The following is a 23,599-nucleotide window of genomic DNA, read 5'->3' on the forward strand; positions in this document are numbered from 1 at the left end:
TTTAATATTAAGATTGAAAATACGAGAATCTTTTCGGGGAAAACGCTATGTTCTGTAAAGAGTGTCATAAGAATCTAAAAGATTTTGATGCTTTAATTGATAAAATGGAAAATTGCCCGTTCTGCGGTGCGAAATTGGTTCGGCCGCCAGTCAAGGTGGCGCAGAAAGATGTCAAAACGTTGTGCGAAACTCTTGTGCAAAAAGTCGGGGATTCCATTTTTGCTGATGAATCGACTTTGGAAAATGAATTGCGGAGCTTGAACGCCCCCGAATTTGCAGATGCAAAGGACCGTTTATTTTTGCTCGTACTCAAGCAAATTCCGTCGAGCATGTACGAGGTCAAAAGCTTTTCGGATGGCGAACAGCAGGAGGTCTTGGAAGCTTGCCAAAAACGTCTTTGCGTGGATTTAGGTTTGTCTTTCGAACCATGCGCGCAAATGCTCGATATTTTGCAAGAGTACATTTGGCAAAAAAGATTTTCGCTTTCCCCGAATCTTTATGAATCGCAGTTTGTCGATCCGCGTGATGGTCAGGTTTATAAGACCGTGAGGATTGGCAACCAGGTTTGGATGAAGGAACCGCTGAAATACAAGTGCGTGGGTTATACTGGAGACGGCATTTATGAATGGAATGCGGTGAACAAGTATTGTGCCGTAAGAGGCTGGCGCGTTCCCAAGAAAAAGGATTTTGAAATATTGACGCAAACTGCGGCGAGCTTGGGCTGTGGCGATCCGTCGAGTGTTTTAATGTCTCGCAAGGGGTGGGAAAAGTGCAGTGTGACTCCGACCGATAACCTTGGCTTTGAAGCGACTCCAGTAAAAAGCAATACGGGTATCAGCAATAATTACTTTAGCCATTTTTGGACATCTGAAGATAAATTTTGCTTTGAAATTTTTCCGGGCCGAGTCACTTTCAGCACGCATTCGCAATCGTACGTGCGTTTGATTAAAGACGATATTGCGGAATCAAAAACGCCAGAAAAGAAATAAAAAAAGCGGGCAGTGATGTGAACTGACCCGCGCAATTTTCGTGGCACCTTTTAGATTCTAGCCACTTCCTACCGCCTACTTGTACTTTCACTATGTTCAAGTACCAAATGCTAGACTCGGTCATGCCAAAGCAAGCTTTGTCGCGACGCTCATCTTACGCATTTGTCCTACTGTCTACTAATCACTTGAATTCTTCGCACCACTTTGGAACGACTTCGGTTGCCTTTCCTTGAATGACAACATCCGTGTACGGGTCGCCGTAAGGTGCTTCGAGGTTGAGACATGTGACCTTTGCTCCGTAGGAGTGGGCAAAACTTTTGAACCCAGCAGCCGGATACACTACGCTACTTGTTCCAATATAGACAAATTCATCACAGTTCATGAGCGCGTTTTGGATTTCGTCCATGTACAATGGCGTTTCTCCAAAGAACACGATGTCTGGGCGCACGGGGCTTCCGCAAATAGGGCACTTGGTGTCCATCGTTTCTTCGCCCGTGAAATCGAATTCATGCTCGTGCTTTGTGCAGCGGAGCTTCATCAGGTCGCCGTGCATGTGCAACACTCGCTTGCTGCCTCCACGTTCGTGGAGGTCGTCGACGTTTTGCGTCACAAGCAGGAATTGGTCGCCGAGGCGCTCTTCGAGCTTGGCAAGCGCGATGTGCGCCGCGTTCGGGGCATGCTCGGGGAGTCCCTTGCGCAGGAAATTGTAAAAATCCTTGACGCGTTTCGGGTCACGGCGGAGGGCTTCCGGCGTGCAGACGTCCTCGATGTTTTCGTGTTCCCACATGCCGTCGTTTCCGCGGAACGTGCGAAGACCTGATTCAGCGCTGATGCCTGCACCCGTCAGAACCACTAATCTATAACGTTTCATATTTTCTCCTTCTTCTTGCTACAGGTTTGCAAAGAAAAGCGATTCCGCGATGATTCCGCTTTCGAAATCGGGCAGGTAAAGGCTTTCGTTTTCGCCATGGGCGTTGCATTCCGGGTCTTCGAGGCCGGTTAGCAAAATGGGAATGTTCCCGAACGTGTTGCGGAACAGTTCTGCACCGGGGATGCTTGCGCCGCAACCGATAAATTTTGTGGGGGAGTTGTAGGCGTCCGTCATGGCATCGCTCATCTTTTGGAAGAACGGGTGCGTTGTGTCGGTGACGAACGGATTGGCTCCATCTTCCTTGTCAATCGTGATTTCCAAGTTGTTCGGAACTTGCGCTTTAAGGAAGTCGGCGAGCATGTCGGTGCATTTTACAGCATCCATGCCGGGAGCAAGGCGAATGCCGATTCTTGCATAGGCGCTATCTTGCAAGACGTTTCCGGCATTCACGCGGGAACCCGCTTCGATGGTGCTTGCGATGATGCTTGGGCGGCGCCACAGCGAAATCAAAATTTCGTCTTCGGGTACATTCAACTTCACTTGTTCGAGAACGCCACCGTCGTTGCGGAAAATTTCTTCGGTCATGCCGAGCGATTTGTAAGATTCCAATTCTTCTTTAGTTGGCGGAATCACATCGTCTTCGTAATGCGGAATGAGAATCTTGCCGTCTTTATCGGTGAGGCTTGCTATCATGCGGCAAAGCGCTTGTGCGGGATCTGGAATCGGGCCGGACCACGAGCCGGAATGGAGCGGAGCCTTTGTCGCGCGGAGCGTGACGTTGATGGCGCTCATGCCGCGGAGTGTTGTCGTAATGGATGGCGTTCCTTTCGCAAAATTTCCAAGGTCTGCGACAATTACGGCATCGCATTTCAAAAGTTCTGCATGTTCCGAGAGAATCTTCTCGAAGCCTGCGCTTCCGGATTCTTCTTCGCCTTCGATAATGAACTTGAGATTCGGGCCGTTGCCTTTAAGTTCTCTACGGACCTGTTCCAAAGCGGCGAGATGCGTGATGATTCCCGCCTTGTCGTCTGCTGTGCCGCGTCCAAAAAGGCGGTCTCCTTTAAGCGTTGCCGTGAACGGCGGCGTGTTCCAAAGCGCTTCTCTCATGGGCGGCTGCACGTCATGATGGGCGTATAAAAGAATGGTCGGCTTGTCCGGGCTCGTGAGGCTCTCGGCATAAACGCTCGGACGCCCGCTGGGCGGCATCAAAAACTGGATGTTCGTGAGTCCCGCTTTTTCAAACATCGTCTTTACGGCGTTCGCGCTGTCCAAAACGTACTTTTGGTCAAAATTGTCAAAACTGATAGATGGAATAGCGACCAAGCTCGAAAGCATGTCGATATAGCGAGGCATGTTTTCGTGAATGTTTTTCTTGATTTGATTTTGCATGATTTTCTCTCTTTTTGTAGAATTATAATTTTTTTCAAAGCTCTGCAATAGGTCCTTTATTCGTTCTATCGGCCTTGCGTGTGTGTCTTTGATGGCGGATTTTTCTATCTTACAGAATATGAACGTTAATTGCATCAATCACGAATACTACATGCGCGTCAGTGACCGCATTCTTGCTTTGATTCGCCGCATTTTCCACAATAATCCGGAATTTCGCCATGATTCCTTGAAGCATGTGGCGCGATTTGCTCCGATTATCCCTCTTATGGGCGGTCGTCCGGACTTGAGCAAGACGCTGAATCGCGTGGTGACTTTTGCCGATGGCTCAAATCCGCTTCATTTCGGGGCTCCGATTGTGCTTGCGGCTGGTGCAAACAAGACGGCGAAGCGCATTTGTGATTTTGCAAATATGGGTTTTGGTGGAATTTCTGTGGGTACAGCGACTCGCCATGTGCGCGAAGGAAACACGCATAGACCGCGTATCGGATTCATCGAAAACGATCGAGCCATTCATAACAGCATGGGCCTCAACAACGATGGTGTCGAGGCTGTGACTCGCCGTACGGATGCTCAGATTGCCGCAGCTCACAGGGCTGGGATGTGCGTGGGCATTTCCGTTGCCGAAACTCCGGGCCTCACCGATGAAAACGAAAAAATCAAGGATATCATCGAGAGTTTTTCCATTGCTTATCGCGTGGCAGACTACATCGAAATCAACGTGAGCTGCCCGAATACGGGGGAGAACCGCCTCGATCTCGATATGTCCTTTATCGACAAGATTTTCTCTGAAATTAAGAATTATCGCGATGCGCAAAACTATCGCAAGGCGGTTTATGCCAAGCTCAGCCCGGATATGGCTGAAACGCATACGGCAACGATTATGGATGCGCTCGTGAAGGCTGGCGTAAACGGCGTTGTCATCGGTAACACGTATCCGACCAAGAAAATCGAAAACCTCCCGGTCCGCGTCAAGTTTAACGAATTGACTCCGCTCCGTGCTGATGGCGATTGCGGTGGCATGTCAGGCCGCCCGCTTTACGAAAACATGGTCAAGAATGTCAAGTTTATCCGTGAACATTATCCGCAGATGAGTGTGATGGCTTGCGGCGGCATTGACCATGGCTACAAAATTTACGACCTCATTAAGCTCGGTGTCGATGCGGTGCAGTGCTATTCCGTAGTGGCATTCCGCTGGATGGCAGCCCATGCGATGCGCAAGGAACTTCAAGAAGCACTTTCGAAAGACGGTTATAAGACTTTAGCGGATTACGATGCTCAAAATCCGAAGGATTAATACACGTTGATGTTACGAGGCGTTAAAATATTCTTCGCAGTGCTTTTGCTTGTTTGTGTCCAGTCTTTTGCTGGATACTTTATCGAGCAATCCTACGATGAAGCGCCTGCGAAGGATTCTCTTGCTTCGTTTTCTTTTGGTGGTGAACTGGAACTCGTTTATTACTTGAGTTCCATACATCTGGGAATTTTGTTGAGTGGTGAGTATCGCTTTCATAAGCACCATTCAGCGGACTTGTTCGCGGTAGCTTTATTCTCGGGCGATTACTTTGAGCTCGGCGCAGATTGGCGGTTCTTTTTCCGAGGCTCACGCGAAGATGATTTTTTGCGTTTAGGCGTTTCGTTTGTTTCGTTTGAACGCTACGACAAAAGCTATTTCCCGCCTCGAATCACCCTTGGGTACGGTCGCGACATCACGTTTTTCAAGAATGCGAGTTTCTTGTGCCGTATAGAACTCGATGCTAGCTATATTATGGGTCGTGCGCTTGTCGATCATAAAGAGAATGATTTTTTCGGTCGCGAAGCCCATTTTACAGCCGCTTTGAATATTGGTTTTTATCTGTTTTAGGAGGGTCTAATGTTTAAAATAGTACGTGCATTATGCGTCATGATGTTTCTCTCGGTTTCTGCGTTTGCGGGGCCGTGGCTTGGACTTATTTACAAGAAAGATCTCTATGAAAATCACCTCGCGCTCCGAGTTTCTGGCGTGCATCCTGAATCGGGTTGCCTTGCTGCAGGCGTTGTCTCGGGCGACTTGGTCATCGGCATTGACGGGAAGGACTTGGTGAATGTCGCGCAACTCCAGAATGTTTTGAAAAATGCGAAGGTCGGTTCACATGTCGCCATTGAAATTTTCCGCGAAGGAAAGCGCATACCACTCACTGTGACGCTGACGGAACGCCCGGACGATATTTCTAGCTTGACGGGCTCTGCAATCGGAAGTAAAATTGCAAAGTTCGGCAATAACTTCTATAAGAATGCGGAGAAAAGGCAAGAAGCTCCGAAGGCAACCCTTTTGGACTTCTGGGCAACTTGGTGCGGGCCATGCCGCCAGACGCTTCCCGTGCTCGAAAAAATGTACAACAAGTATTCTAGCCAGGGGCTCGAAGTCATCGGAATCTCTTCCGAACAGAAAAATACGCTCCTCTCGTTCTACAAAAAGCAACATGCGTCCCCGTATCCGCTGTATCGCGATGCCGACCAGGGACTCTGGCGCCGTTATGGCATCCATGCGGTTCCGACGCTCATGCTCCTTGATGCGAATGGCTATATCAAGCGTGTCTGGAGTGGCGCTCCTAGCTTCGAAATGCTTGAAAAGCTAGTGCTCGAAGTGATGGAAAAGTAGCTGGTAGTCGGGTGTAGGTGGTAGATTTTTGGAAGTCGGAAGTGGCACGACCTCACATGGCGGTCTTTGGTCGTTTTAGTCGCTTTTTTTTTGAGATTATTACTACACAAATATCCCGTTTTTTTGTATCTTTCCTGCCAACAAAGCTCCACCGTGTAGGTGGGTAGCAATTTCAACAATAAAAAAAGGATCCAATAATGGCTCTCAAACTCGGTATTAATGGTTTCGGTCGTATCGGCCGTATGGTGTTCCGCGCTGCTGTGGAAAACTTCGCAAATGACATCCAGGTTGTCGGTATCAACGACCTCCTCGACGCAGATTACCTCGCATACATGCTGAAGTATGACTCCGTCCATGGTCAGTTCAACCACGACATCAAGGTCGAAGGCAACTTCCTCATCGTCGACGGCAACAAGATCCAGATCTTCGCTGAAAAGGATCCGACCAACATTACTTGGGGCAAGGTCATCATGTCTGCTCCGGCTAAGGACAAGACTCCGATGTTCGTTTATGGCGTGAACCAGAACACCTACAAGGGCGAAAAGATCATCTCCAACGCTTCTTGCACCACCAACTGCTTGGCTCCGATTTCCAAGGTTCTCAACGACAAGTTCGGCATCGTCCGTGGCCTCATGACCACCGTTCACGCTGCAACTGCTACTCAGAAGACCGTTGACGGCCCGTCCAAGAAGGACTGGCGCGGTGGCTTCTACGGGTGCTGCTAAGGCTGTTGGCGTTGTTCTCCCGGAACTCAACGGCAAGCTCACTGGTATGTCTCTCCGCGTGCCGACTTCCGACGTTTCCTTCGTTGACCTCACTGCTGAACTCAAGACTCCGGCTGGTGCAGACAAGGAAGAAGCATACAAGAACATTTGCGCTGCTATGAAGGAAGCTTCTGAAGGCGAACTCAAGGGCATCCTCGGCTACACCGAAGACGCTGTTGTTTCTACCGACTTCCGCAACAATCCGTGCACTTCTATCTTCGACGCCAAGGCTGGTATCCAGCTCGACCCGACCTTCGTTAAGGTCTGCTCTTGGTACGATAACGAATGGGGCTACAGCAACAAGGTTTGCGAAATGGCTCGCGTTATCACCAACTACAAGGGCTAATTTAGGCTCGATTAGTGTTAGTGGTGTGGGCGCAACAGCCTAAAGCAAAATAGATTCCCGCACCTCCGCTAAAAAGTTTAAGCCCCGCTCGATAGAGCGGGGTGATTTTTTTTACCCCGGACTCTGCTCGGGGTCACCATTTTTATAGGAATGTAGATCGTTGCATCTCGTCATCCCGAAGACCGCAGGGATGAGGGATCCAGTTATTTCTAGATGTTACTGGATGGGGCAAAGCCCCAACTCCTTGGCTCGGTTATGCCCATGCTAGCATGGGCGCAACATTGACGCTTCGCGTCTTGCTAAACGGCTCAGCCATATTTGTGCAAGCACAACTGCGGCATTCGCCTTGTGGCATACTCGCCTTCTGAGTTGTCTTCATGGCTTACGCCATTCAGGATGACGTACTGTCTACTTCCTACTAACCACCAACCACTTCTTTCAAAAAATCTGCTTTGAGCTTGGAGAGAAGTGTTGCGGCTTTGCGCTTTTCATTGATTTCGCTTCTATTGCGGAGCAATGTGGGGATGACTGATGGGTGGTGTAGGGCGAACGGCAAAGACGCTTCGATTCCGAATGCTTTGGATAAAATAATTGCAGTCGCTTTAAGATCCGGTGCGCACTTCGTCAAGTCTTGCGCGCATTCCCCATGCGAAATTTTCTCATGCGCGTTTTTGCTTGCGGTTGCTGTGTTGTTTTCGGCGTTTGGTTTTGCTTCGTTTTCGTAAGCGTTGGCTTCGGCACCACCAGCTTTTATTTGCGCCACGAGGTATGGGACCGAAAACATTTTGCCGCCCGCATGCATCATGCGGAGCGTGAAATCGGCGAGGCGCGCTGTGGGTGGGAGCGTCATGTCGAAACCGCCTGTACGTTGGATTATGCGTCTAGAATAAATTCCAAGGTAGGGATGAGGTGCCGCGACGTAACGCAAGGGAGCATTCTCATCGATTTCGATAAAGCCGGAATCTTTGGCGGCGGGCCTTAAAATATACCCACTCAAAAATTTTCTTTTATCTGTACGAATCCTTGGCGCAAAAGCATCGACCATCGGAAAACTGTCGGTGACTTCTGCAACGTTGTTCAAAAACGTGCGGTCGATCTTGATACATGGGTGCGCAAAAATGACCCATTCTCCTTCAATCTCGTTCAGGTGCTTGTTCCAATCGTTTGTAAAGAACCAACCGAGTTCAGCATCCGTGAATGGCGGTTGGGGAATCTTGCCTTGCGCTTCGTCAAAGTTTTCGTCAAAAACAAAAACGTCGAACTGCCGCATTGCTTGCCTTTGTGCTTTTAGAATTCGACGCGGAGACCAAGCCTGTGCTCGTAGCCTAAGCTCTCTGCAAGGTACGAAAATGCATAGTCGAAGGCGAACAAGTTAGATACGTAACCAAGGCCAAGGCTGAATATACGGGCTTCATTTGTTTCGTCCGGTCTGCTGGAGGAAGATGCTAATTCCTTGAAGTCGCGGGAAATGTCTAGCCATGTGCGGGTGAAGCCGGCACGGATGCGGAAGAATTCACCGAGTGCGTATTCTGCACCAAGGTTTAAATCGGGTTCTGCGTAGCGCGGAAAGTCGGTTTCGGCAAACAAGGTCAATCGCGGAACGCTGCGAGGCTTAAGGAATCCACCGATAGCGAATGTCTGCGACAGCGGGTAGGAGTCGTCCGCATCCTCTTTTACGTAACCGCGGAGCATGGCGCCAAAATCTCTTGCAACAAACGAAAAACCGTAGTTCCTGGCGTCGGACATCCATGTTAAGCCCCAGTCAAATGCGGCTGCCATGGCGGTCTGGTCGGTGGCGTCTCCTGTCATTTTGTCTGAGATAAACTTGAGCGTTGCGCCGAAACGGATATGTTTCATCGGGAAGGCTGCTGTTGCCGTGACGAGTTGGCTGAATGGCTTGTATGTATTGCCATCAAGTTCTCCTTGCTCGTTATAGCCCTTGATTTCTTCCGTAGTGCTCCAGTTATACGAAACCTGCACAATGTATTTGTCAAACTGCGTTGTATATGAGATCGTTCCTTGGTTGGCTTCGAATTCTCCAGTTTGCCAATGGATTGCTGCAACGCGCTTTTTGCCCTCGGTAATGAGAATTGCTGCTGGGTTTAGCTGGGTAATGCTCGGGTCCGTTGTGGGGAGTGCCGATGCCGATTTTTCGAGAGCCGCATTACGCGGGCTGTCAAAAGTCGATAGGAATGGAAAAACTTCTTTACCCGCATCGTGTTTAGAAAAGTAGCCAAAATCTGATGCCGGGCATGCGATAGCGAGTGCTGCAATTGCTGAAAGTTTTTTCAATAAATCCATGACGTAAATTTATAAAAATGTCAAAGAAAAATTTGCAATAAACGTGCATTAGGTGTAAATTTTTTTGCTTATTATGGCTTATAATGCCTTTACAATACGAAAATGTTTTTATATATTTGCTCCTGCTCGGGCTACTAGCTCAGTTGGTAGAGCAACGCCCTTTTAAGGCGTGGGTCGAAGGTTCGAGCCCTTCGTAGCTCAGTAATCGGTTCCGTTTATCGGAGCCGATTTTTTTTATATTGAATGATAAGTTCCTAGCCACTATCTACAACAAGGAGAGCCGCAGATGGTTCCTTTCTTGGACCTGAAAAGAATAAACGAACCATACAAAGATGCGCTGAATAAAGCCGCTATTTCCGTAGTTGAGTCGGGATGGTATATTCGCGGGCATTATGGCGAACGTTTTGAACAGGCTTTTGCTGAATATTGTGGTGCAATGTATGCTGTAGGTGTCGGGAACGGCTTGGACGCTCTCACGCTCATGTTGCGTGCTTCGATGGAACTTGGGCGTCTCCATGAAGGTGACGAGATTCTTGTGCCGGCGAATACGTATATCGCGACGGTTTTGGCGGTGAGCGCTGTGGGGCTTAAACCTGTGCTTGTGGAACCTGCTGAACATAGTTACAACATGGATCCTAAGCGCTTGAAGGATGCTTGCGGGGCGCATACACGTGCGATTCTGGTCGTTCATTTGTACGGGCGTCTTTGTGCGATGGATGAAATTTGCGAATTTGCCAATTCGCGTGACTTGCTCGTTTTTGAAGATTGTGCGCAAGCTCATGGGGCGCGTCTTTGCGATGGTCGTGGTGTGGGCACGTTTGGCTCTGCAGCGGCGTTTAGCTTTTATCCGACGAAGAATTTGGGGGCGCTTGGCGATGCCGGTATGGTTCTCACGAACGATGCTGATGTGGCTAAAGTTGTCCGTGCGCTTGGCAATTACGGCTCCGAGCAAAAATACGTGAACAAGTTTAAGGGCGTAAATTCGCGCCTTGACGAAATGCAGGCTGCGCTTTTGCTTGAAAAACTCCCGCATCTGGATGAATGGAACGAGCGCCGTCGTGAAATTGCAGCACGTTATTGCAACGAAATCAAGAACCCGAAAGTCTTGTTGCCGGAACTTCCTTCGACGCCTTCGGAGCATGTTTATCATGTGTTCGTGATCCGCTTAAAGAGCGAGGAATCCCGAAATGAAATGCAGGCGTACTTGAAAAAGCGCGGCATAGAAACGCTAATCCATTATCCGATTCCGCCGCATTTGCAAGAAGCGTATGCTCATGAATTTAGCGGTGAGTACCCGATTGCCGAATCGATGGCCAAGACGATTCTCAGTATTCCTATGAGTCCGGTGCTGACCGATGACGAAGTCTCTGAAGTGATTGGTGCGATTAATGAGTTTTAATAATAACGCAAAAGATAATGGTGTTCCCGGCACTAAGGCTGGAATGACTTCATCGCGGGAACCCGTGAATTTCATGAAGTTGTTTTTAGGTTCGGGAATGGTGACTTTCCTGAATGCCGTGCGCGTTTTTGTAGTCAATAAGTTGCTTGCCGTATTCCTCCCGCCGACAGCTTTTGCATGCGTGGGACAGTTCATGAATTTTATGACGATGGGGCAGGCGACGTCTTCACTTGCATTACAGAACGGTTGGGTGAGCCTCTCGGCGCAGAATAAAAACAATTTGGAGCAGTTGCGTGGCGTGTGGCGTGGCGGTTTTCGCCTGACGACGTTTGCAAGCATCATTACTTTCGCGGTGGCTCTTGTTCTTTGCTTTATGCTTCCGCTTGAAAAGTTCTTTCCGGAGATCCATCCGCGTCTTGTGCAGGCGGCGATTATTTTTGCATTGCCAGGCGTTTTTGCTACGAATGTCATTACCATTACCTCGTCTGTGATGAACGGGCTTGGGCATTACCGCCGTTGGGCGCTCATCAATATGGTGACGTCGTTATGGCAAATGCTGTGGGTGGCGTTCTTCCTTTACACGGGGCGGCTGAGCGTGCTTTCGATTGTGGCAACGCAGTCTGTTGTTGCGGGTGTTTTTGCCGCGCAAATTGCATCCCGTGCTGGCTTCAGTTTGAATGAAATTCGTAAAACGGCGTTGGATATTCGCGCTCCGTGGATATCGTATGCACTGATGGGAATTGTCCCGATGGTTTTAACGCCGGTGGTGCTTACGTTTATGCGACTGACGATTGGTGAAAACTTAGGCTGGAATGCGGCTGGCATTTGGCAGGGCATTTGGAAAATTTCGGATTTCTTGACGGCGTTTTTCTCTGCGATTCTTGGCGTTATTATTTTGCCGAAAGTTTCTGCTGCGTTGACGAAGTCTGAATTTTGGGGAATGTTTCGCCCGGTTCTGATTAAGACGATGGCGCTTGCGCTTGTGGCGGTTGCGATTCTCTATTTCGGTCGCTCTCTCCTTGTGACGGTGATGCTTTCTTCGGCGTATGCAGGTGCCGCCGATTACATCCCGTTGCAGTTATTGGGAGATTTTTTCCGTGTGGGCGGTTGGGCCCTTGGACTTGTGTTGATCGCTCGTCGCGAAACGAAAAAATTTCTGATTCTAGAAATTTGTTCTGAATTTGTCCTTGCTTCTGCAACGTACGGCTTTGTAAAATTGTATGAATTTAATGGCCCGATGATGGCTTATGCGCTTGAAAATTTCCTCACGCTAGTGGCATCGTTCATTATCGTTAGTCGTTTAGATTGGGCGAAAAAGTAATGGTCGAAAAAATGACTCCGAAAGTTTCTGTAATCTTGGCTAGCTATAATCACGAAGAGTTTGTGGAAAAGTCCGTGCGTTCCGTGATGGAGCAAAAGGGCGTTGACTTTGAACTGATTGTTGTTGACGATGGTAGCAAGGACCGTTCTCCAGAAATTCTAAAGCGCTTGTCGGATGAATTTGGGTTTACTTATGTCCACCGCCCAAATAAAGGTGTGATGGAAACGCTTAAGGAAGCGCTATCTTTGGCGACTGGGCGATATGTTTGTTCTTTTTCGTCGGATGATATTATGCCGCCGGATCGCTTGAAAAAACAGAGCGATTTTTTGGATGAACACCCTGATGCGGCGATATGTTTTGGACAAATTATCCCGTTTTATAAAGATGATGAAATTGGGACCGAAATGGATGAGCGTTACCTCCGCAGTGCGCCGCAAGTGACGTTTGAAGAATCTTTCCTTGGAAAAAAGGCGTTGCATGGTTGCGCCGAAATGTTTGTGCGTGAGAAAATTTTAGCCATTGGCGGCTATGACATGCGCTATGCGTTCGAGGACTATCCGCTTTACCTCAAGATTCTTTATAATTACGGGCCGCAGCCGGTTTCGAAAGATTTTGTGTGCTGCTATTATCGCGAACATGGTGATAACATGCACGTGAATCATGAAAAAATATATGGCGAAATTTTGCGTGTATTGTCTGAAAATTACAGCTCGCATCCGCTCTATAAGCAGGCTGTCCGCGCTTGGAAGGCTAATTGGTTTTCGGCGGAGGCGGCGCAGAGTAAGCTAGGTGCGCTTCGTCTGATTCCTAAAGTGATTTCGCTTTCGCCGCGTTTTTGGCTTAGATTGCCGAAGTTGTTTATCCCGCGTAAATTGCTGAAATATTAGCGATTATCAAAGATGAAAAAAAGAAGTTCCTGCCGAAGGTTCTTGTGCAATTTTATTCTTCTACAATTTCGTACGGAACATGTCCGAGGCTGGCGGCATATTTCGGAAAGTTCGATGGGTATGTTTTGTATTTACGGTTGCGGTAAAGCTTTGCTTGCTTTGCTTTTGAAATCAAGAAAAATTCTGTAAAAGCTTTCAGGTAGTCTACCGCTTTTTTTGAACTGTTGAAGTCTATGTGGATGCTTGTGCCTTGGACCGTAATAACGTTTGGCAATTTTTCGGCTTCGGCAAGAAACGTCGGGCTATCCGCTGTCACGAGAATCTTGCTTGTTTCATTAACCAGATGGCGGTGCCCGTTTGGTGGCGGGCATGACAATGTTGTATCCGCAATAATCTTGTCATGCCCCACTTGATGGGACATCTCCTTTTTCAAAGCATTTATTGCCGCGTTCATCAATTTTTGTTTGCCTTTCGCTGGCAATTCCTTGAACGTAAATTCCTTAAAATCTCCGAGCTTGTTCTGGAAGCGGAACGAAAACGATGTGTAATTTGTTCCTAACAGTTTGCTGTAATGCTCAATTTCTTGCGCCAGTAGCGCCGATGGCTTGAACAAATCGTTGAAATATTCCGCAAATTTTTCACCAAGAGTATCTACGCAAGAATACAGGTGGAATTGCTCATGCGTTTTGTCGAGTTGTCGCTCCAATGCGGAATCGTTGTTGAAGTCTTCGCGGTAAAGCAAAACTGGCTTTGCAACGGAACAATTCTTGCTGATTTGCTTTTCGTCTATAATCCAATTAACTTTATTGGGTTCAAGGATTTCTTGCAGTAAAAACGGCGAGGTGTGATAAATCTTGAAATCGAGATTGTGCTCGACTGCGAATTTGTATGCACTAGCCATTCCGCGGAGCCGGTCTGTAAGTCCACCGTGCATCCATTTGCCATCGGCCATGAATATAAGCGTCTGGCGTTCGGCGCAATCCCCATCAAGTCCTTTGCGAATGTCTCTATCAAATTCTTCACGTCTTTCTTCGACTTCGCGGCCCCCTGTGTACCCGTCTTGCAAATGCCTTAATTTAATCCCTCGCTTTATCAGATGGTCGTGAACGCGTTCTTCTCCGAGAACGTGCCGCGCAATGCGGATAACGGCTTCTTTGGGCGTCAAGGAAATCACGAAAGGCCTTTCTTCAAGAGTTTTAAAAACAGTGGGCGGGGGAGGTACGAAAGCATAATCGCAACGCGGTTGCGCATGCGAATATTCAAATCGAAGAATGTACTAAAGCGGTATTTGCGGATGTGTGCAAGAGCGTTCTTGCGAAACTCTGCTGTTTCTTCGTTTTCTTTGGTGCGCATCAGAATGCTGAAGCTTGCGCTCACGAGCATGCTGCGGGCTGCCTTGTACAGCGGTTTTGAAACCGTCTTCATTTTTTCGAAAACGTTTTCAGCGATGTCTAGCAACTGCACAATTTTTTGCTTATCAATTTGCGTGGCAAGTTCGCTACCCGGACGCTTGCGGTAAAAGTAAAGCTTTGATTTTGTTGTCGCTACTTTGTTTGCTTCAAGTAAAACTTCGGGCACCACCGCAAGGTCTTCGTAAATCGTTCCAGCCGGGAATAGCTTACCTTTCCAGAGATTTGCTTTGTACAGTTTGTTCCATACGGAATAGTCGGGCAAAGAATCTTGGTAAAGCGAAATCTTTGCTGCTTCTTCGGCGGTTAGCATTTTAGAAATCGCTGTGCTTGGCTTGCTTCCGTCAATTTTGTGGGCTTCGTTGATATTCTGTGTGGAACAGCAAACGATATCGACCTGGTGCAATTGCGCTAAAAAGAAAAGCGTCTCAAGAAAGTTCGGCGCCACGCAATCGTCGCTATCGACAAAGGTAACGTAATCGCCACGCATAATCTTGAGCCCCGTATTGCGGGCTTCGGACGGACCTTTGTTCGGTTGACCGATCAATCTAAAACGAGCGTCGGACGAGGCGTAACTTGCGGCGATTCTTGCGCTTTCGTCGGTGGAACCATCGTTAATAATGATGGCTTCGAAATCAGTGAATGTCTGAGCAACAAGGCTGTCGAGGCAATCGTTGATGAATGCCTCGGTGTTGTACATCGGGATGATTACGCTTATTGCGGGCATTTTTCTTCGTTTTCCATGTAGCCTTTAAGCATTTCTACCCAGCCGAGTCGGACAAATTCACCTGCTTTGACAAGTTCGTCTTGCGCTTTCTCGTAAGCTTTGAGGAGGTTATTGTACTCCGAAACATCGCGCATCATCTTGACATCGTGATGGAGCTTTTTTTCGAGCATGTCCTGCTTCCACTGGGCTACGTCTGCAAGGCATTTGCAAGAGGTGTCAAAACTCTCCAGATAGGGCGGAATGGTGCCGAGGAACAAATCTTCGAACTTCAAGGCTTTGGATTTAGCTTCTTTCACGAGTGCCTTTTGCGAAACCACGTTCTTTCGCAATTCGTCCATAAGCCTAACGATACGGATAAAATCTACTTGCGGCCAAATAAGGCTGAACGGCCACATCTTTTTCCAATGAAATTTGAAAATGGAATCGTGTGCGGTGTTCTTGGCACGGACCATTTCTTTGAGGTTGTTATAGATGATTTGGGATGGCAATTTATTGATATCAACGTTCATATACGAAGAATATAAAAAATGGGCGTGTATGTGCTCTATTTTTACTTTAAATTTTCTTGATTTTTTTAAATTAAAGTTTAGATTGTTTTTGAAACGTCTTTTTTTAAAGGAATATTATGGATAAAAAGAAAATGAAGATCCTCGTCGTGGTTGACGTTGTCATCCTCGTCGCTCTTATCGTTATCCTGATGACGCTCAAGGGCGGCTATGAGGAACAGGCTAAGCGCACTGCGAACGAACAGGAATCGGCTTATTTGGAAAAGAATACCCAAGTTCTCGTGGAACAGTGGCGCTCTGTGGACCAGTACGGCATGGCTTGGAAGCTTGTCTATTCCATGCTCTCCGGTGCAAAGACCGAAGCTGCGTTCAAGAATGCCCTTGCCGCAATCGAAGGGGACAAGGACGCCCGCTTCAAGCAGATTTCTCACCTTTACACTGGTGCTGGCATTAATGACGCTGTGCAGAACGGCATTTACCAGAAGGCTGGCCTTGCCGAAGGTACGATTCTTGTTAAGAACGAAAAGGGTAACAAGGAAGTGGCTTGCGGTAAGAATTGCGTTGTGAAGTTCAGCTTTGCCAAGGGCAAGCTCAAGAACGTTGATTACAGCGCTTTGGTCCAGTACAACCTCGCTAACACCCTCAAGATTGAAAAACCGGGTGAATATCATTTCGAATAAGGGAGAACGTCATGAATTTAAAGAATATTTCTATCGCACTTACCGTTCTCGTCTTTGGCGTTATCGCTATGCTCTTTATGCAGAAGGGTAACTATGTCAACCAGGCCAAGGAACATTACGAAGCCACGACTGCAAAGTCCTTCAAGGGCAATTCCATGGTTCTTGAACTGGTCAATAATGCCATTGACATGAACAAGCAGACTTGGGCCATCGCTTGTGGTGCTCTCCAGACGGTCAAGAATTCTCAGGACATGGCAAGGCTCGAAGCCAAGTTCTTCCCGGCCACCAAGGGTTCCAACAGCATTGCGAACAAGACTCGCCGCTTTGAAGCTAGCTCCGCTAATGTCATCGTGTCTACCTTCGGCAAGGTCGAAGAAGACAAGAAAACGGGCGTGAAGAGCCTCGCTGATTTGCAGTCTGTCGATGTGAGCGTCTTGCTTGGTAACTTCGCCGCTGCAACAGCTGATAGCGACGAAGCCGAAGAAGAAGGCGAAGAATAATTATCTGACGAATGTTCTTTATGAAACTTCGTCATTCCCGCGACTTGTGGCGAGCCAGTCGAACTAAGTCGGGAATCTATTAAGATTGAAGATTGAAAAAATTTGCCCCGCTTCGTTGCGGGGCTTTTTCTGTCTTGCAAGACTTCGCGGAATTTTTACAGTGAACTTACTGCGGTTTTCTACAACAGAACTTTTACAACGGTTCTTTACAGCAATTCGCCACGGATGATTTCGATGGAGTCGCCGACGAGGCTTATGATGTTTGTCGGGTTGATTTCGATATTGCCGCAATCGACCATCATGTCTACGGAATGCTGGAATGTTTTCCAAATGTCATCGGTATCGTAGATATCTTCTTCGCTGAGCTTTGCTGCCGTGCTGAGTATCGGCTTGTCGAAATGCTGGAAAAGTTCCTTGAAAAATGGGTGCGTCGGAATGCGGATGCCAATTTCCGGGCGCTTCACATCGAGCTTGCGTGCGATGTGCGGGTCGGCTGGGAGAATGAATGTGTACGGGCCGGGCACGCGTTGCTTGATGATGCTGAATGCAAAGTTACTCACGTGGGCGTAACCGGTGGCAAAGCGAATATCGGGAACAATCAGCGCCATGACGAATTTTTTCATGGGCTTCTTGAGCGCATAAAGTTTGTGTATCGCTTTGGGTGATTCGGCGTTGCATCCGATGGCATAACCGGATTCAGTGGGATAGAGGACGAGGCCGTCGTCTTCGAGAATTTCTGCCGCTTGCTTCACAACTCGTGCTTGCGGATTTTCTGGATGTACTTCAATTCGCATAATTTTCTTACAGCATTTCGCTTTTGGAGGAATAATATATAAAAAAATGTGTTGGGGAGGCTATATAAAATTTCTATCTTGCGGCCTGTGAAGCGATTTCATAGAACAATTGCGAAACTTCTCGTGGTGAATGGCTATTTGCCGAAGCTAGCGCTTGCTGCGGTTATTGGGGGCGTGACGGGGTTAGTTGCTGTGGCGTTCCATTTTGGACTGTGGGCTGCAATGGAATTTGTACGTTTGCCATGGACGCTTGGGGTTCTTCCGTGGTGGGCTTTTGCGGTGGTGCCTGCGATTGGCGGGCTTTTAGTCGGACTTTTCATTCACAAGGTGGCTCGCGCGCCAGAAACGGCGGGGCAGGGCACCGACAAGATGATTTATTCTTTTCATCACCAGGGCGGAAATGTGCGCGCACGCGTGGCGCCGGTGAAGTTTGTTGCAAGCATCATTACGCTTTCGACGGGCGGTTCTGCAGGTTACGAGGGACCGATTTCGCAGATCGGTTCCGGAATTGCATCGACGATTTGCAAGTTTTTCAAGATGCCTCGGATGTTGCGCGGACAGTTCTTGCTCGCGGGGACAGCAGCTGGGCTTGGCGCTATTTTCAAGGCTCCGCTGGCGGGGGCACTCACGTCGGTCGAAATGCTTTACCGCGAAGACTTTGAATCGAACGCTTTTGCTACATCAATTGTTTCGTCCGTTGTTTCGTTTACGGTCTATATTGCGTTTGTTGGGACAGCGCCGATTATTAGTGGCGTGTCTGCGTTCCCGTTTACGAATGCGGTTGAACTTTTGGCGTGTGCGCTCCTCGGAATTTTCTGTTTTCCGTTTTCGTACATGTATGTGCGTAGTTATTATGCATCGGAACGTCGCTTTAACAAGTGGGCGGCTCCCGCATGGATCAAGCCTGCGGTGGGTGGCGCGCTCATTTCGCTTTTGGTGCTCGCGTATCCCGAAGTCTCGGGTGGCGGTTTTGAATTTATCGACCATTTAATGGCTGGGCTTGTGCCGCATTCGGGCTTGGGCGTGTTGCTTTTGCTGGGCGTTGTGCTGGCGAAGATTCTCGCGACGGCGTTGACTGTAGGCTCGGGTGGTTCAGGCGGTGTCTTTGGACCGTCGCTGTTTATTGGAGGCGTGGTAGGCGCTATGTTTGCTGGAATCTGTGAACTTGCGTTCCCGGGCTTGATTCGCATGCCGGAAATGTTTATCTTGGTTGGGATGGCGGCGTTTTTTGCAGGGGCCGCGAAAGCTCCGATTGCTGGTGTCGTAATGGTTTGCGAAATGACGGGGAGCTATAGTTTGCTGCCGGGGCTTTTAATCGCTGCCGTGATGCACATGGCGTTCTCGCGTAACTGGACTATCTACAAGAGTCAGGTGCTGAACAAGTTTGCGTCCCCGGCGCATCGTCGCGACATGGATCGCGAAATCATTCAAGCATACGATAAGATCAGTAAACAGTAAGCGGATCGCTGTTAGGTTTGCTGTGGAGGAGGCTTTTTTCGAAATTTTGTTACCAAATCCGTTTAAAAATGAATTTTGGTATCATTTTTTATGGATAAATTAAGTCTTTTGGGCTGAAATATCGTATTGTTCTCTGTAATTGTGGTACCAAATGGGTGAAAATATGGAATTTGGTCGCATGTAAACTCGTTATCGGGTGAAAAATGTGGCGAATAAAGTAATAAATGTGGTGCCAAATAAGCAGAAAAATGAATTTTGGTATCAAAAAACGGCAAAATCGGGCTAATTGTTCCTCAAAAGTGCTTTTTATGCAAAAACAGCCCCCGGAATCCAGGGGCTGTTAAATGGAGTATAGAAACTCTTGTTTCGAGTTACTGCTAATTACGAGCAGCGAAGAATTTGACCCGGACGGATCTTTTCGGACTTCAAGTTGTTCAAGCGCTTGATTTGTTCGATTGATGTGCCGTACTTGTGTGCAATCTTTCCGAGGCAATCACCACGACGAACTCTATAGAATCTGCTCTTGCCGATTTCCTTTTGGTAAGCGGCTTCGACTTCTTGGAGCTTGTCTGTATCGAGTGTGATAGAAATGTCTCTGAAAGTGCCTTCTGCAAAATCGTAAACGGTTTCGGGATTGATGTAAACGCCGTTGTAGCGCATTTCAAAGTGCAAGTGTGCGCCGAACGAGCGACCCGAGTTGCCGCCAATACCGATGGTATCGCCAGCCTGGAGTTCATCGCCAACCTTCACCTTCCAGCGTTCGAGGTGGGCGTAAAGCGTTGTAAGTCCATTGCCGTGATCGAGAATCACGTAACGGCCGTAACCCTTGCGGCGGCCCTGGTTGCGGACCTTGACGACCTTGCCTGCAAAAGCGGCAACAATCGTGCGGTCTTCGCCGTGGCAGAGGCCAAGGTCAACTCCGCGATGCATGCGGTGCTTGCGCGGACCGTAGTGTCCTGCGACGCGGCGGCTTGTCGTCGGGATTATGGATGTCGTCATGTCTAGGACGAACAGCTTGGCCGGAGCTCCTGTGGATGCAGAATCTGTCGTTGCTTTGATATCTGCATCGGCTTCGGCGTATTCGCGTGCGGCTTCTTCTGTATCGAGGCTATCGCTATTGATGCCTTCTTCGGTGCCTAGGTCATTTGTTTCGACCTTGGAAACCTTGGCCGGTGCTTTAGTCTTGCTTTGCTTTTTGGGCTTAATTTTCTTGCTGGAAAAATTGCTTTCGGTGATGACAAATTTTCCAACGGAAGGATCCTGAGTGTCGATGCTGGCAAGATTTTCAATAGAACTGGTTAATTCAGTGCTTTTAGAATCAACCAAGCGAGGAACGATTTTTCCGGCCATATCGTCGTCTTTCGCAAAAAGAGCGATAGGCAGGACTCCTGCAATGAGTATAGTTTTAATCTTCATAAAAATTCTTGTATTATATATATGGGTCAAATAATACTCATTTTAATCGTTTTTGTCACTAGATTTCTGTCACATTTTAACGAGATATTAACAAGAAGCATTAATATAAGCTTGTTGTAGTAAAAAGAAGCTGTTTAAAAGTGTAAAATTCTCTTAAAATGGTCAAAATGTCGTGTTTTGTGAATGTAAAATATTGTTCGGACGCCTTATTCTATGCGAAATGCGCGCAATTTCTAAAAAAATGGTTTTTGGTAATAAAAATTTTTTGTAACTCTCGATGTATCAACGACTTACGTGTCATATTTGTCAATTTTTTCGTTGATTTTTCTAATTTAGCTCGGTTTGTTTCGAGCTATTCCAGTGAGTCGCAGCGAACCGCTTTATTGACTGTTTCTTTGAAAACATCCATGTATTCTTCGTAAAAAAGCTCGTTTCTGGCTTCAAGCGCCCTGATGTATGCTTCATCAATTTTTACGGAATCTTTGCCCTCGTTTTCATGTTCGCAAGAATACCATATAGGAATCCCATAATCTGGAAGTCCTTCCCACGAACTGTATTTTAAATCGAGGATGCATTTTTGTTTTTCTTCTGAATATGTGACTGCTTGAGGGCTTTCAAGAAGAGAATCCAGTTCGTCATTAATCATCCTTTTTGCGGTGTTTCTGGATGAAGTGGGTAAAGCACTATCATAGAAGTTATATCGAACTCCCTGCAATGTTGTTCTGCAATAGTCCGAAGCGGAAACTTTTTTGCCCATTAAACCCGCTGTATCGGAGAGGGCATGGTTTTTGTTTATAATTTGATCGATATCAAGAAAAGATACTTTGGGTAAATCTTTTGGAGTAAGTTTGCTAGATGAGCTTGCAGGGGTGTTTGATGAACTGGAAGGAACATTATTAGAAACACTTGAATTTGTCTGTACGTCGCTAGAACTTGAACGGGCCTCGGTTGACGAAGATAGTTCTGCACTTGATGAACGCTGCTCGCTGGAAGAAAAAGCTTCGCTTGATGAAGAATTTTCGTTGGCTTGGTTGGGCAGATTTACAGGAAATTCGCTGTTTGAGTCGGTGCAACCGAACCAGAAAAAAGCGGTGCACGCGAGGAATATTTTCCCTAAAATGTTATGGATTTTTTTGAACATTATACCTTCTTCTAATCAATAAAACTAAATAAATAGAAGGTGCTAGAATGAATGATTTATGTAAAATCATTTTTTTTGCTAATAAATTATACAGATAAATCAGTGCGGTGTATTATATGCAAAAAATCCCCGAACAGATCGGGGATGAGTTTCCACTCAGGAATACGATGCTTTTACCGCCTACTTCCTACTGCTGCTTTGCCGCTAGAACTGGAAGTAAATGAATGGGCAGCTATCTGCACTCATGAACTGGTAAATTACGAAGATGATGAACGCCGTTACTGCAACCATCGCCGGAATCGGGAGCGATGCAAACGTGATGCGGTAGCGGGACTTGAACTTCTTCGGAATCCAGTGGATGAGCATGCCTGCGATAAACACGAGGATGATGTTGATGTGTTCCATCGCGATGGGGTAAATTGTGTCCCAGCGCCATGCGGTACCCATCTGGTGCACCATGTTCTTTGCCGTGTTCCATGCGACTTCGTTTGCTTCTGCCGGGTCGAGGTTCGAGCCTGCGCGGAAGAAGAGACGTGTGAACGTGATGAACACGAACGTAAGCGTAACGTTCCATGCTGTACTGAGCCATGGCAAAGCCTTGTTGCAGAACAAGTGATAAATGATGGTCGAGTAAATACCTACAAAGAGTACGCCAAACCATACGGCGGTAATTGCGCATATAGGAATCGTGTAGTGCTTGTAGAGGATGGCGCTCAATGCAAAGAACCCGAGTGCAATCGAGGCGCGTACCGTTGCGCTGCGCTTGACCCAGAGCTTGTTGAACACCTGGCCAAAGCCGTTCAAACCGCCCCAGATGATGAAGTTCCAACTGGCGCCATGCCACCAACCGCCAACAATCTGCGTTGCCATGGCGTTCATGTTCGTGGTAATTGTCTTGCGGGATTCTGGCTTGAAGTAGGCGAAAATGCCAATGTAAATGAAGAATACGCCGAGCGAAACGCCGACCCACACGCTTCCAGAAAGAAGGATGGCCACAAGGCTCAAGAATCCCATCCAGAAGAATGTGCCTACGGTTGCGTTTCTGTTACCGCCAAGAGGAATGTACAAGTAGTCGCGCCACCAGCTAGAAAGCGAAATATGCCAACGGCGCCAGAATTCGGTCGGGCTCTTTGCCTTGTAAGGGCTGTTGAAGTTTTGCGGCAAGCGGAAGCCCATGAGGAGTGCAACACCAATCGCAATGTCCGTGTAACCCGAGAAGTCCGCATAAACTTGGAGCGAATAAGCGAAAAGTGCAATGAGGTTTTCGAGGCCGGTGAACAGGAGTGGAGTGTCGAAAACGCGGTCCACAAAGTTCGTGGCGAGGTAGTCGCTCAAGATAATCTTCTTGGCAAGGCCGTTCAAAATCCAGAACACAGCCATGCCGAAAGCGCGGCGGGGGAGGAAGTACGGCTTGTAGAGTTGCGGAACGAACTTGTCGGCACGAACAATCGGGCCTGCCACGAGCTGCGGGAAGAATGAAAGGTAAAAGCCGAAGTTCAGAATGTTATCGACAGCCTTGATCTTGCCGCGGTAAATATCGATGCAGTAGCTCATTGCCTGGAACGTGAAGAACGAAATGCCCACAGGGAGGATAATCTGATCGACGAGCGAATGCGTGCCGAACATGGCGTTGCTTGCAGCGGCAAAGAAGTTGTAAACGTGGAGTTCGATGCCGGTAAAGTCGTAAAGCGCGTCTAGGAAGAAGTAGGAATACTTGTAATAGCAAAGGACGAGCAAGTCGATGATGACCACAATGATCATCAACATTTTCTTTTTCCATTTTTCAGTAGACTTTTCAATCCACTTGCCAATGAAGAAGTTCGCGATGACGCAGAAGATGAGGATGCATACGTAACTTCCGCTCGTCTTGTAATAGAAGAACAAGCTTGTCGCAAAGAGGAATGCGTTGCGTAACAAAAGCTTGCTATGTATGAACGAGAAAATGGCGAATACGACCGCGAAGAATCCCCAGAAATAGAACTGGGTAAAGAGAAGCGGGGAGTTCGGGTCGAATGCGAATGTGCGGGTCAGGTAGGGGATAATGTAGTCGAGCATGATATTTG

General features: G+C 47.8%; 22 protein-coding genes, 1 tRNA gene and 1 pseudogene. 12 read left to right on the top strand and 12 right to left on the bottom strand.

Features of this window, described 5'->3' with window-relative positions:
* Positions 1–47: 47 nt before the first annotated feature.
* Positions 48–989, top strand: coding sequence for an FISUMP domain-containing protein (locus HUF13_RS09060; RefSeq protein WP_173474824.1), 942 nt, complete (start codon positions 48–50; stop codon positions 987–989).
* Between the two features lie 181 nt (positions 990–1,170).
* On the opposite strand, the gene HUF13_RS09065 is transcribed toward HUF13_RS09060, so the two are convergent.
* Both HUF13_RS09065 and HUF13_RS09070 read right to left on the bottom strand, forming a co-directional pair.
* A complete protein-coding gene (locus HUF13_RS09065; RefSeq protein WP_173474825.1) occupies positions 1,171–1,860 on the bottom strand; it encodes an NAD-dependent deacylase in 690 nt (229 codons plus the stop codon).
* 18 nt (positions 1,861–1,878) lie between these two features.
* Positions 1,879–3,249, bottom strand: coding sequence for a M20/M25/M40 family metallo-hydrolase (locus HUF13_RS09070; protein ID WP_173474826.1), 1,371 nt, complete (start codon positions 3,247–3,249; stop codon positions 1,879–1,881).
* A 118-nt stretch (positions 3,250–3,367) separates the two neighbouring features.
* Between HUF13_RS09070 and HUF13_RS09075 the strand changes: the two genes are divergently transcribed.
* The 4 genes and pseudogenes from HUF13_RS09075 (at position 3,368) to HUF13_RS09090 (ending at position 6,997) form a co-directional block, all read left to right on the top strand.
* Entirely contained in the window at positions 3,368–4,543 is a 1,176-nt protein-coding gene (locus HUF13_RS09075; RefSeq protein WP_173474827.1) for a dihydroorotate oxidase, read from the top strand.
* A 39-nt stretch (positions 4,544–4,582) separates the two neighbouring features.
* Positions 4,583–5,110: a hypothetical protein gene (locus HUF13_RS09080; RefSeq protein WP_304039039.1), complete on the top strand. Its 528-nt coding sequence runs from the start codon at positions 4,583–4,585 to the stop codon at positions 5,108–5,110.
* A gap of 9 nt (positions 5,111–5,119) precedes the next feature.
* On the top strand, positions 5,120–5,887 hold the full coding sequence (locus HUF13_RS09085; protein WP_173474828.1) for a thioredoxin-like domain-containing protein: 768 nt from the start codon (positions 5,120–5,122) through the stop codon (positions 5,885–5,887).
* A gap of 197 nt (positions 5,888–6,084) precedes the next feature.
* Positions 6,085–6,997: pseudogene (locus tag HUF13_RS09090) on the top strand (type I glyceraldehyde-3-phosphate dehydrogenase).
* Positions 6,998–7,250: 253 nt separating this feature from the next.
* Here the strand turns inward: HUF13_RS09090 and HUF13_RS17350 are convergent.
* Genes HUF13_RS17350 through HUF13_RS09100 form a run of 3 tightly spaced genes read right to left on the bottom strand, consistent with a single transcriptional unit; the run spans position 7,251 to position 9,298 of the window.
* Positions 7,251–7,376, bottom strand: coding sequence for a hypothetical protein (locus HUF13_RS17350; RefSeq protein ID WP_304039014.1), 126 nt, complete (start codon positions 7,374–7,376; stop codon positions 7,251–7,253).
* A 39-nt stretch (positions 7,377–7,415) separates the two neighbouring features.
* Positions 7,416–8,267 (bottom strand): hypothetical protein, encoded by an 852-nt coding sequence (locus tag HUF13_RS09095; RefSeq protein WP_173474829.1) that lies wholly within the window; start codon positions 8,265–8,267, stop codon positions 7,416–7,418.
* Positions 8,268–8,284: 17 nt separating this feature from the next.
* Complete coding sequence (locus HUF13_RS09100; protein WP_173474830.1) at positions 8,285–9,298, bottom strand: hypothetical protein; 1,014 nt, start codon at positions 9,296–9,298, stop codon at positions 8,285–8,287.
* Positions 9,299–9,426: 128 nt separating this feature from the next.
* Here HUF13_RS09100 and HUF13_RS09105 point away from each other — a divergent pair.
* From HUF13_RS09105 to HUF13_RS09120, 4 genes are all read left to right on the top strand, one after another.
* Positions 9,427–9,499, top strand: a tRNA-Lys gene (locus HUF13_RS09105).
* 85 nt (positions 9,500–9,584) lie between these two features.
* Positions 9,585–10,697: a DegT/DnrJ/EryC1/StrS aminotransferase family protein gene (locus tag HUF13_RS09110; protein ID WP_173474831.1), complete on the top strand. Its 1,113-nt coding sequence runs from the start codon at positions 9,585–9,587 to the stop codon at positions 10,695–10,697.
* Complete coding sequence (locus tag HUF13_RS09115; protein WP_304039016.1) at positions 10,687–12,018, top strand: O-antigen translocase; 1,332 nt, start codon at positions 10,687–10,689, stop codon at positions 12,016–12,018. The genes HUF13_RS09110 and HUF13_RS09115 overlap by 11 nt, the downstream gene beginning before the upstream one ends.
* Positions 12,003–12,905 carry a glycosyltransferase gene (locus tag HUF13_RS09120; RefSeq protein WP_304039017.1) on the top strand — a complete coding sequence of 301 codons (903 nt, stop codon included), beginning with the start codon at positions 12,003–12,005 and terminating at the stop codon, positions 12,903–12,905. Before HUF13_RS09115 ends, HUF13_RS09120 begins: the two co-directional genes overlap by 16 nt.
* A 52-nt stretch (positions 12,906–12,957) precedes the next feature.
* Here HUF13_RS09120 and HUF13_RS09125 read toward each other — a convergent pair whose 3' ends face one another.
* From HUF13_RS09125 to HUF13_RS09135, 3 genes are read right to left on the bottom strand one after another with little or no spacing between them, the layout of a single operon-like run.
* Positions 12,958–14,079 carry a hypothetical protein gene (locus tag HUF13_RS09125; RefSeq protein ID WP_173474832.1) on the bottom strand — a complete coding sequence of 374 codons (1,122 nt, stop codon included), beginning with the start codon at positions 14,077–14,079 and terminating at the stop codon, positions 12,958–12,960.
* Complete coding sequence (locus tag HUF13_RS09130) at positions 14,076–15,041, bottom strand: glycosyltransferase (protein ID WP_173474833.1); 966 nt, start codon at positions 15,039–15,041, stop codon at positions 14,076–14,078. Before HUF13_RS09130 ends, HUF13_RS09125 begins: the two co-directional genes overlap by 4 nt.
* Positions 15,029–15,550, bottom strand: coding sequence for a hypothetical protein (locus tag HUF13_RS09135; protein WP_173474834.1), 522 nt, complete (start codon positions 15,548–15,550; stop codon positions 15,029–15,031). Before HUF13_RS09135 ends, HUF13_RS09130 begins: the two co-directional genes overlap by 13 nt.
* Positions 15,551–15,666: 116 nt before the next feature.
* On the opposite strand from HUF13_RS09135, the gene HUF13_RS09140 reads away from it, so the two are divergent.
* A complete protein-coding gene (locus HUF13_RS09140) occupies positions 15,667–16,227 on the top strand; it encodes a hypothetical protein (RefSeq protein WP_173474835.1) in 561 nt (186 codons plus the stop codon).
* An 11-nt stretch (positions 16,228–16,238) separates the two neighbouring features.
* Positions 16,239–16,727, top strand: coding sequence for a hypothetical protein (locus tag HUF13_RS09145; protein ID WP_173474836.1), 489 nt, complete (start codon positions 16,239–16,241; stop codon positions 16,725–16,727).
* Between the two features lie 206 nt (positions 16,728–16,933).
* Here the strand turns inward: HUF13_RS09145 and HUF13_RS09150 are convergent, their stop codons facing one another.
* Positions 16,934–17,521 carry an L-threonylcarbamoyladenylate synthase gene (locus HUF13_RS09150; RefSeq protein ID WP_173387750.1) on the bottom strand — a complete coding sequence of 196 codons (588 nt, stop codon included), beginning with the start codon at positions 17,519–17,521 and terminating at the stop codon, positions 16,934–16,936.
* Positions 17,522–17,608: 87 nt separating this feature from the next.
* On the opposite strand from HUF13_RS09150, the gene HUF13_RS09155 reads away from it, so the two are divergent.
* On the top strand, positions 17,609–18,979 hold the full coding sequence (locus tag HUF13_RS09155; protein WP_173474837.1) for a chloride channel protein: 1,371 nt from the start codon (positions 17,609–17,611) through the stop codon (positions 18,977–18,979).
* Positions 18,980–19,360: 381 nt separating this feature from the next.
* On the opposite strand, the gene HUF13_RS09160 is transcribed toward HUF13_RS09155, so the two are convergent.
* The 3 genes from HUF13_RS09160 to HUF13_RS09170 all read right to left on the bottom strand — a co-directional run bounded on the left by HUF13_RS09160 (position 19,361) and on the right by HUF13_RS09170 (position 23,591).
* Complete coding sequence (locus HUF13_RS09160) at positions 19,361–20,395, bottom strand: peptidoglycan DD-metalloendopeptidase family protein (RefSeq protein ID WP_173474838.1); 1,035 nt, start codon at positions 20,393–20,395, stop codon at positions 19,361–19,363.
* Positions 20,396–20,747: 352 nt separating this feature from the next.
* Entirely contained in the window at positions 20,748–21,536 is a 789-nt protein-coding gene (locus HUF13_RS09165; RefSeq protein ID WP_173474839.1) for a hypothetical protein, read from the bottom strand.
* Positions 21,537–21,740: 204 nt separating this feature from the next.
* Positions 21,741–23,591: an MBOAT family protein gene (locus tag HUF13_RS09170; RefSeq protein WP_173474840.1), complete on the bottom strand. Its 1,851-nt coding sequence runs from the start codon at positions 23,589–23,591 to the stop codon at positions 21,741–21,743.
* Between the last annotated feature and the right edge of the window lie 8 nt (positions 23,592–23,599).

The organism is Fibrobacter succinogenes, assembly GCF_902779965.1.
In the GTDB taxonomy this organism is placed as follows: Bacteria; Fibrobacterota; Fibrobacteria; order Fibrobacterales; family Fibrobacteraceae; genus Fibrobacter; species Fibrobacter succinogenes_F.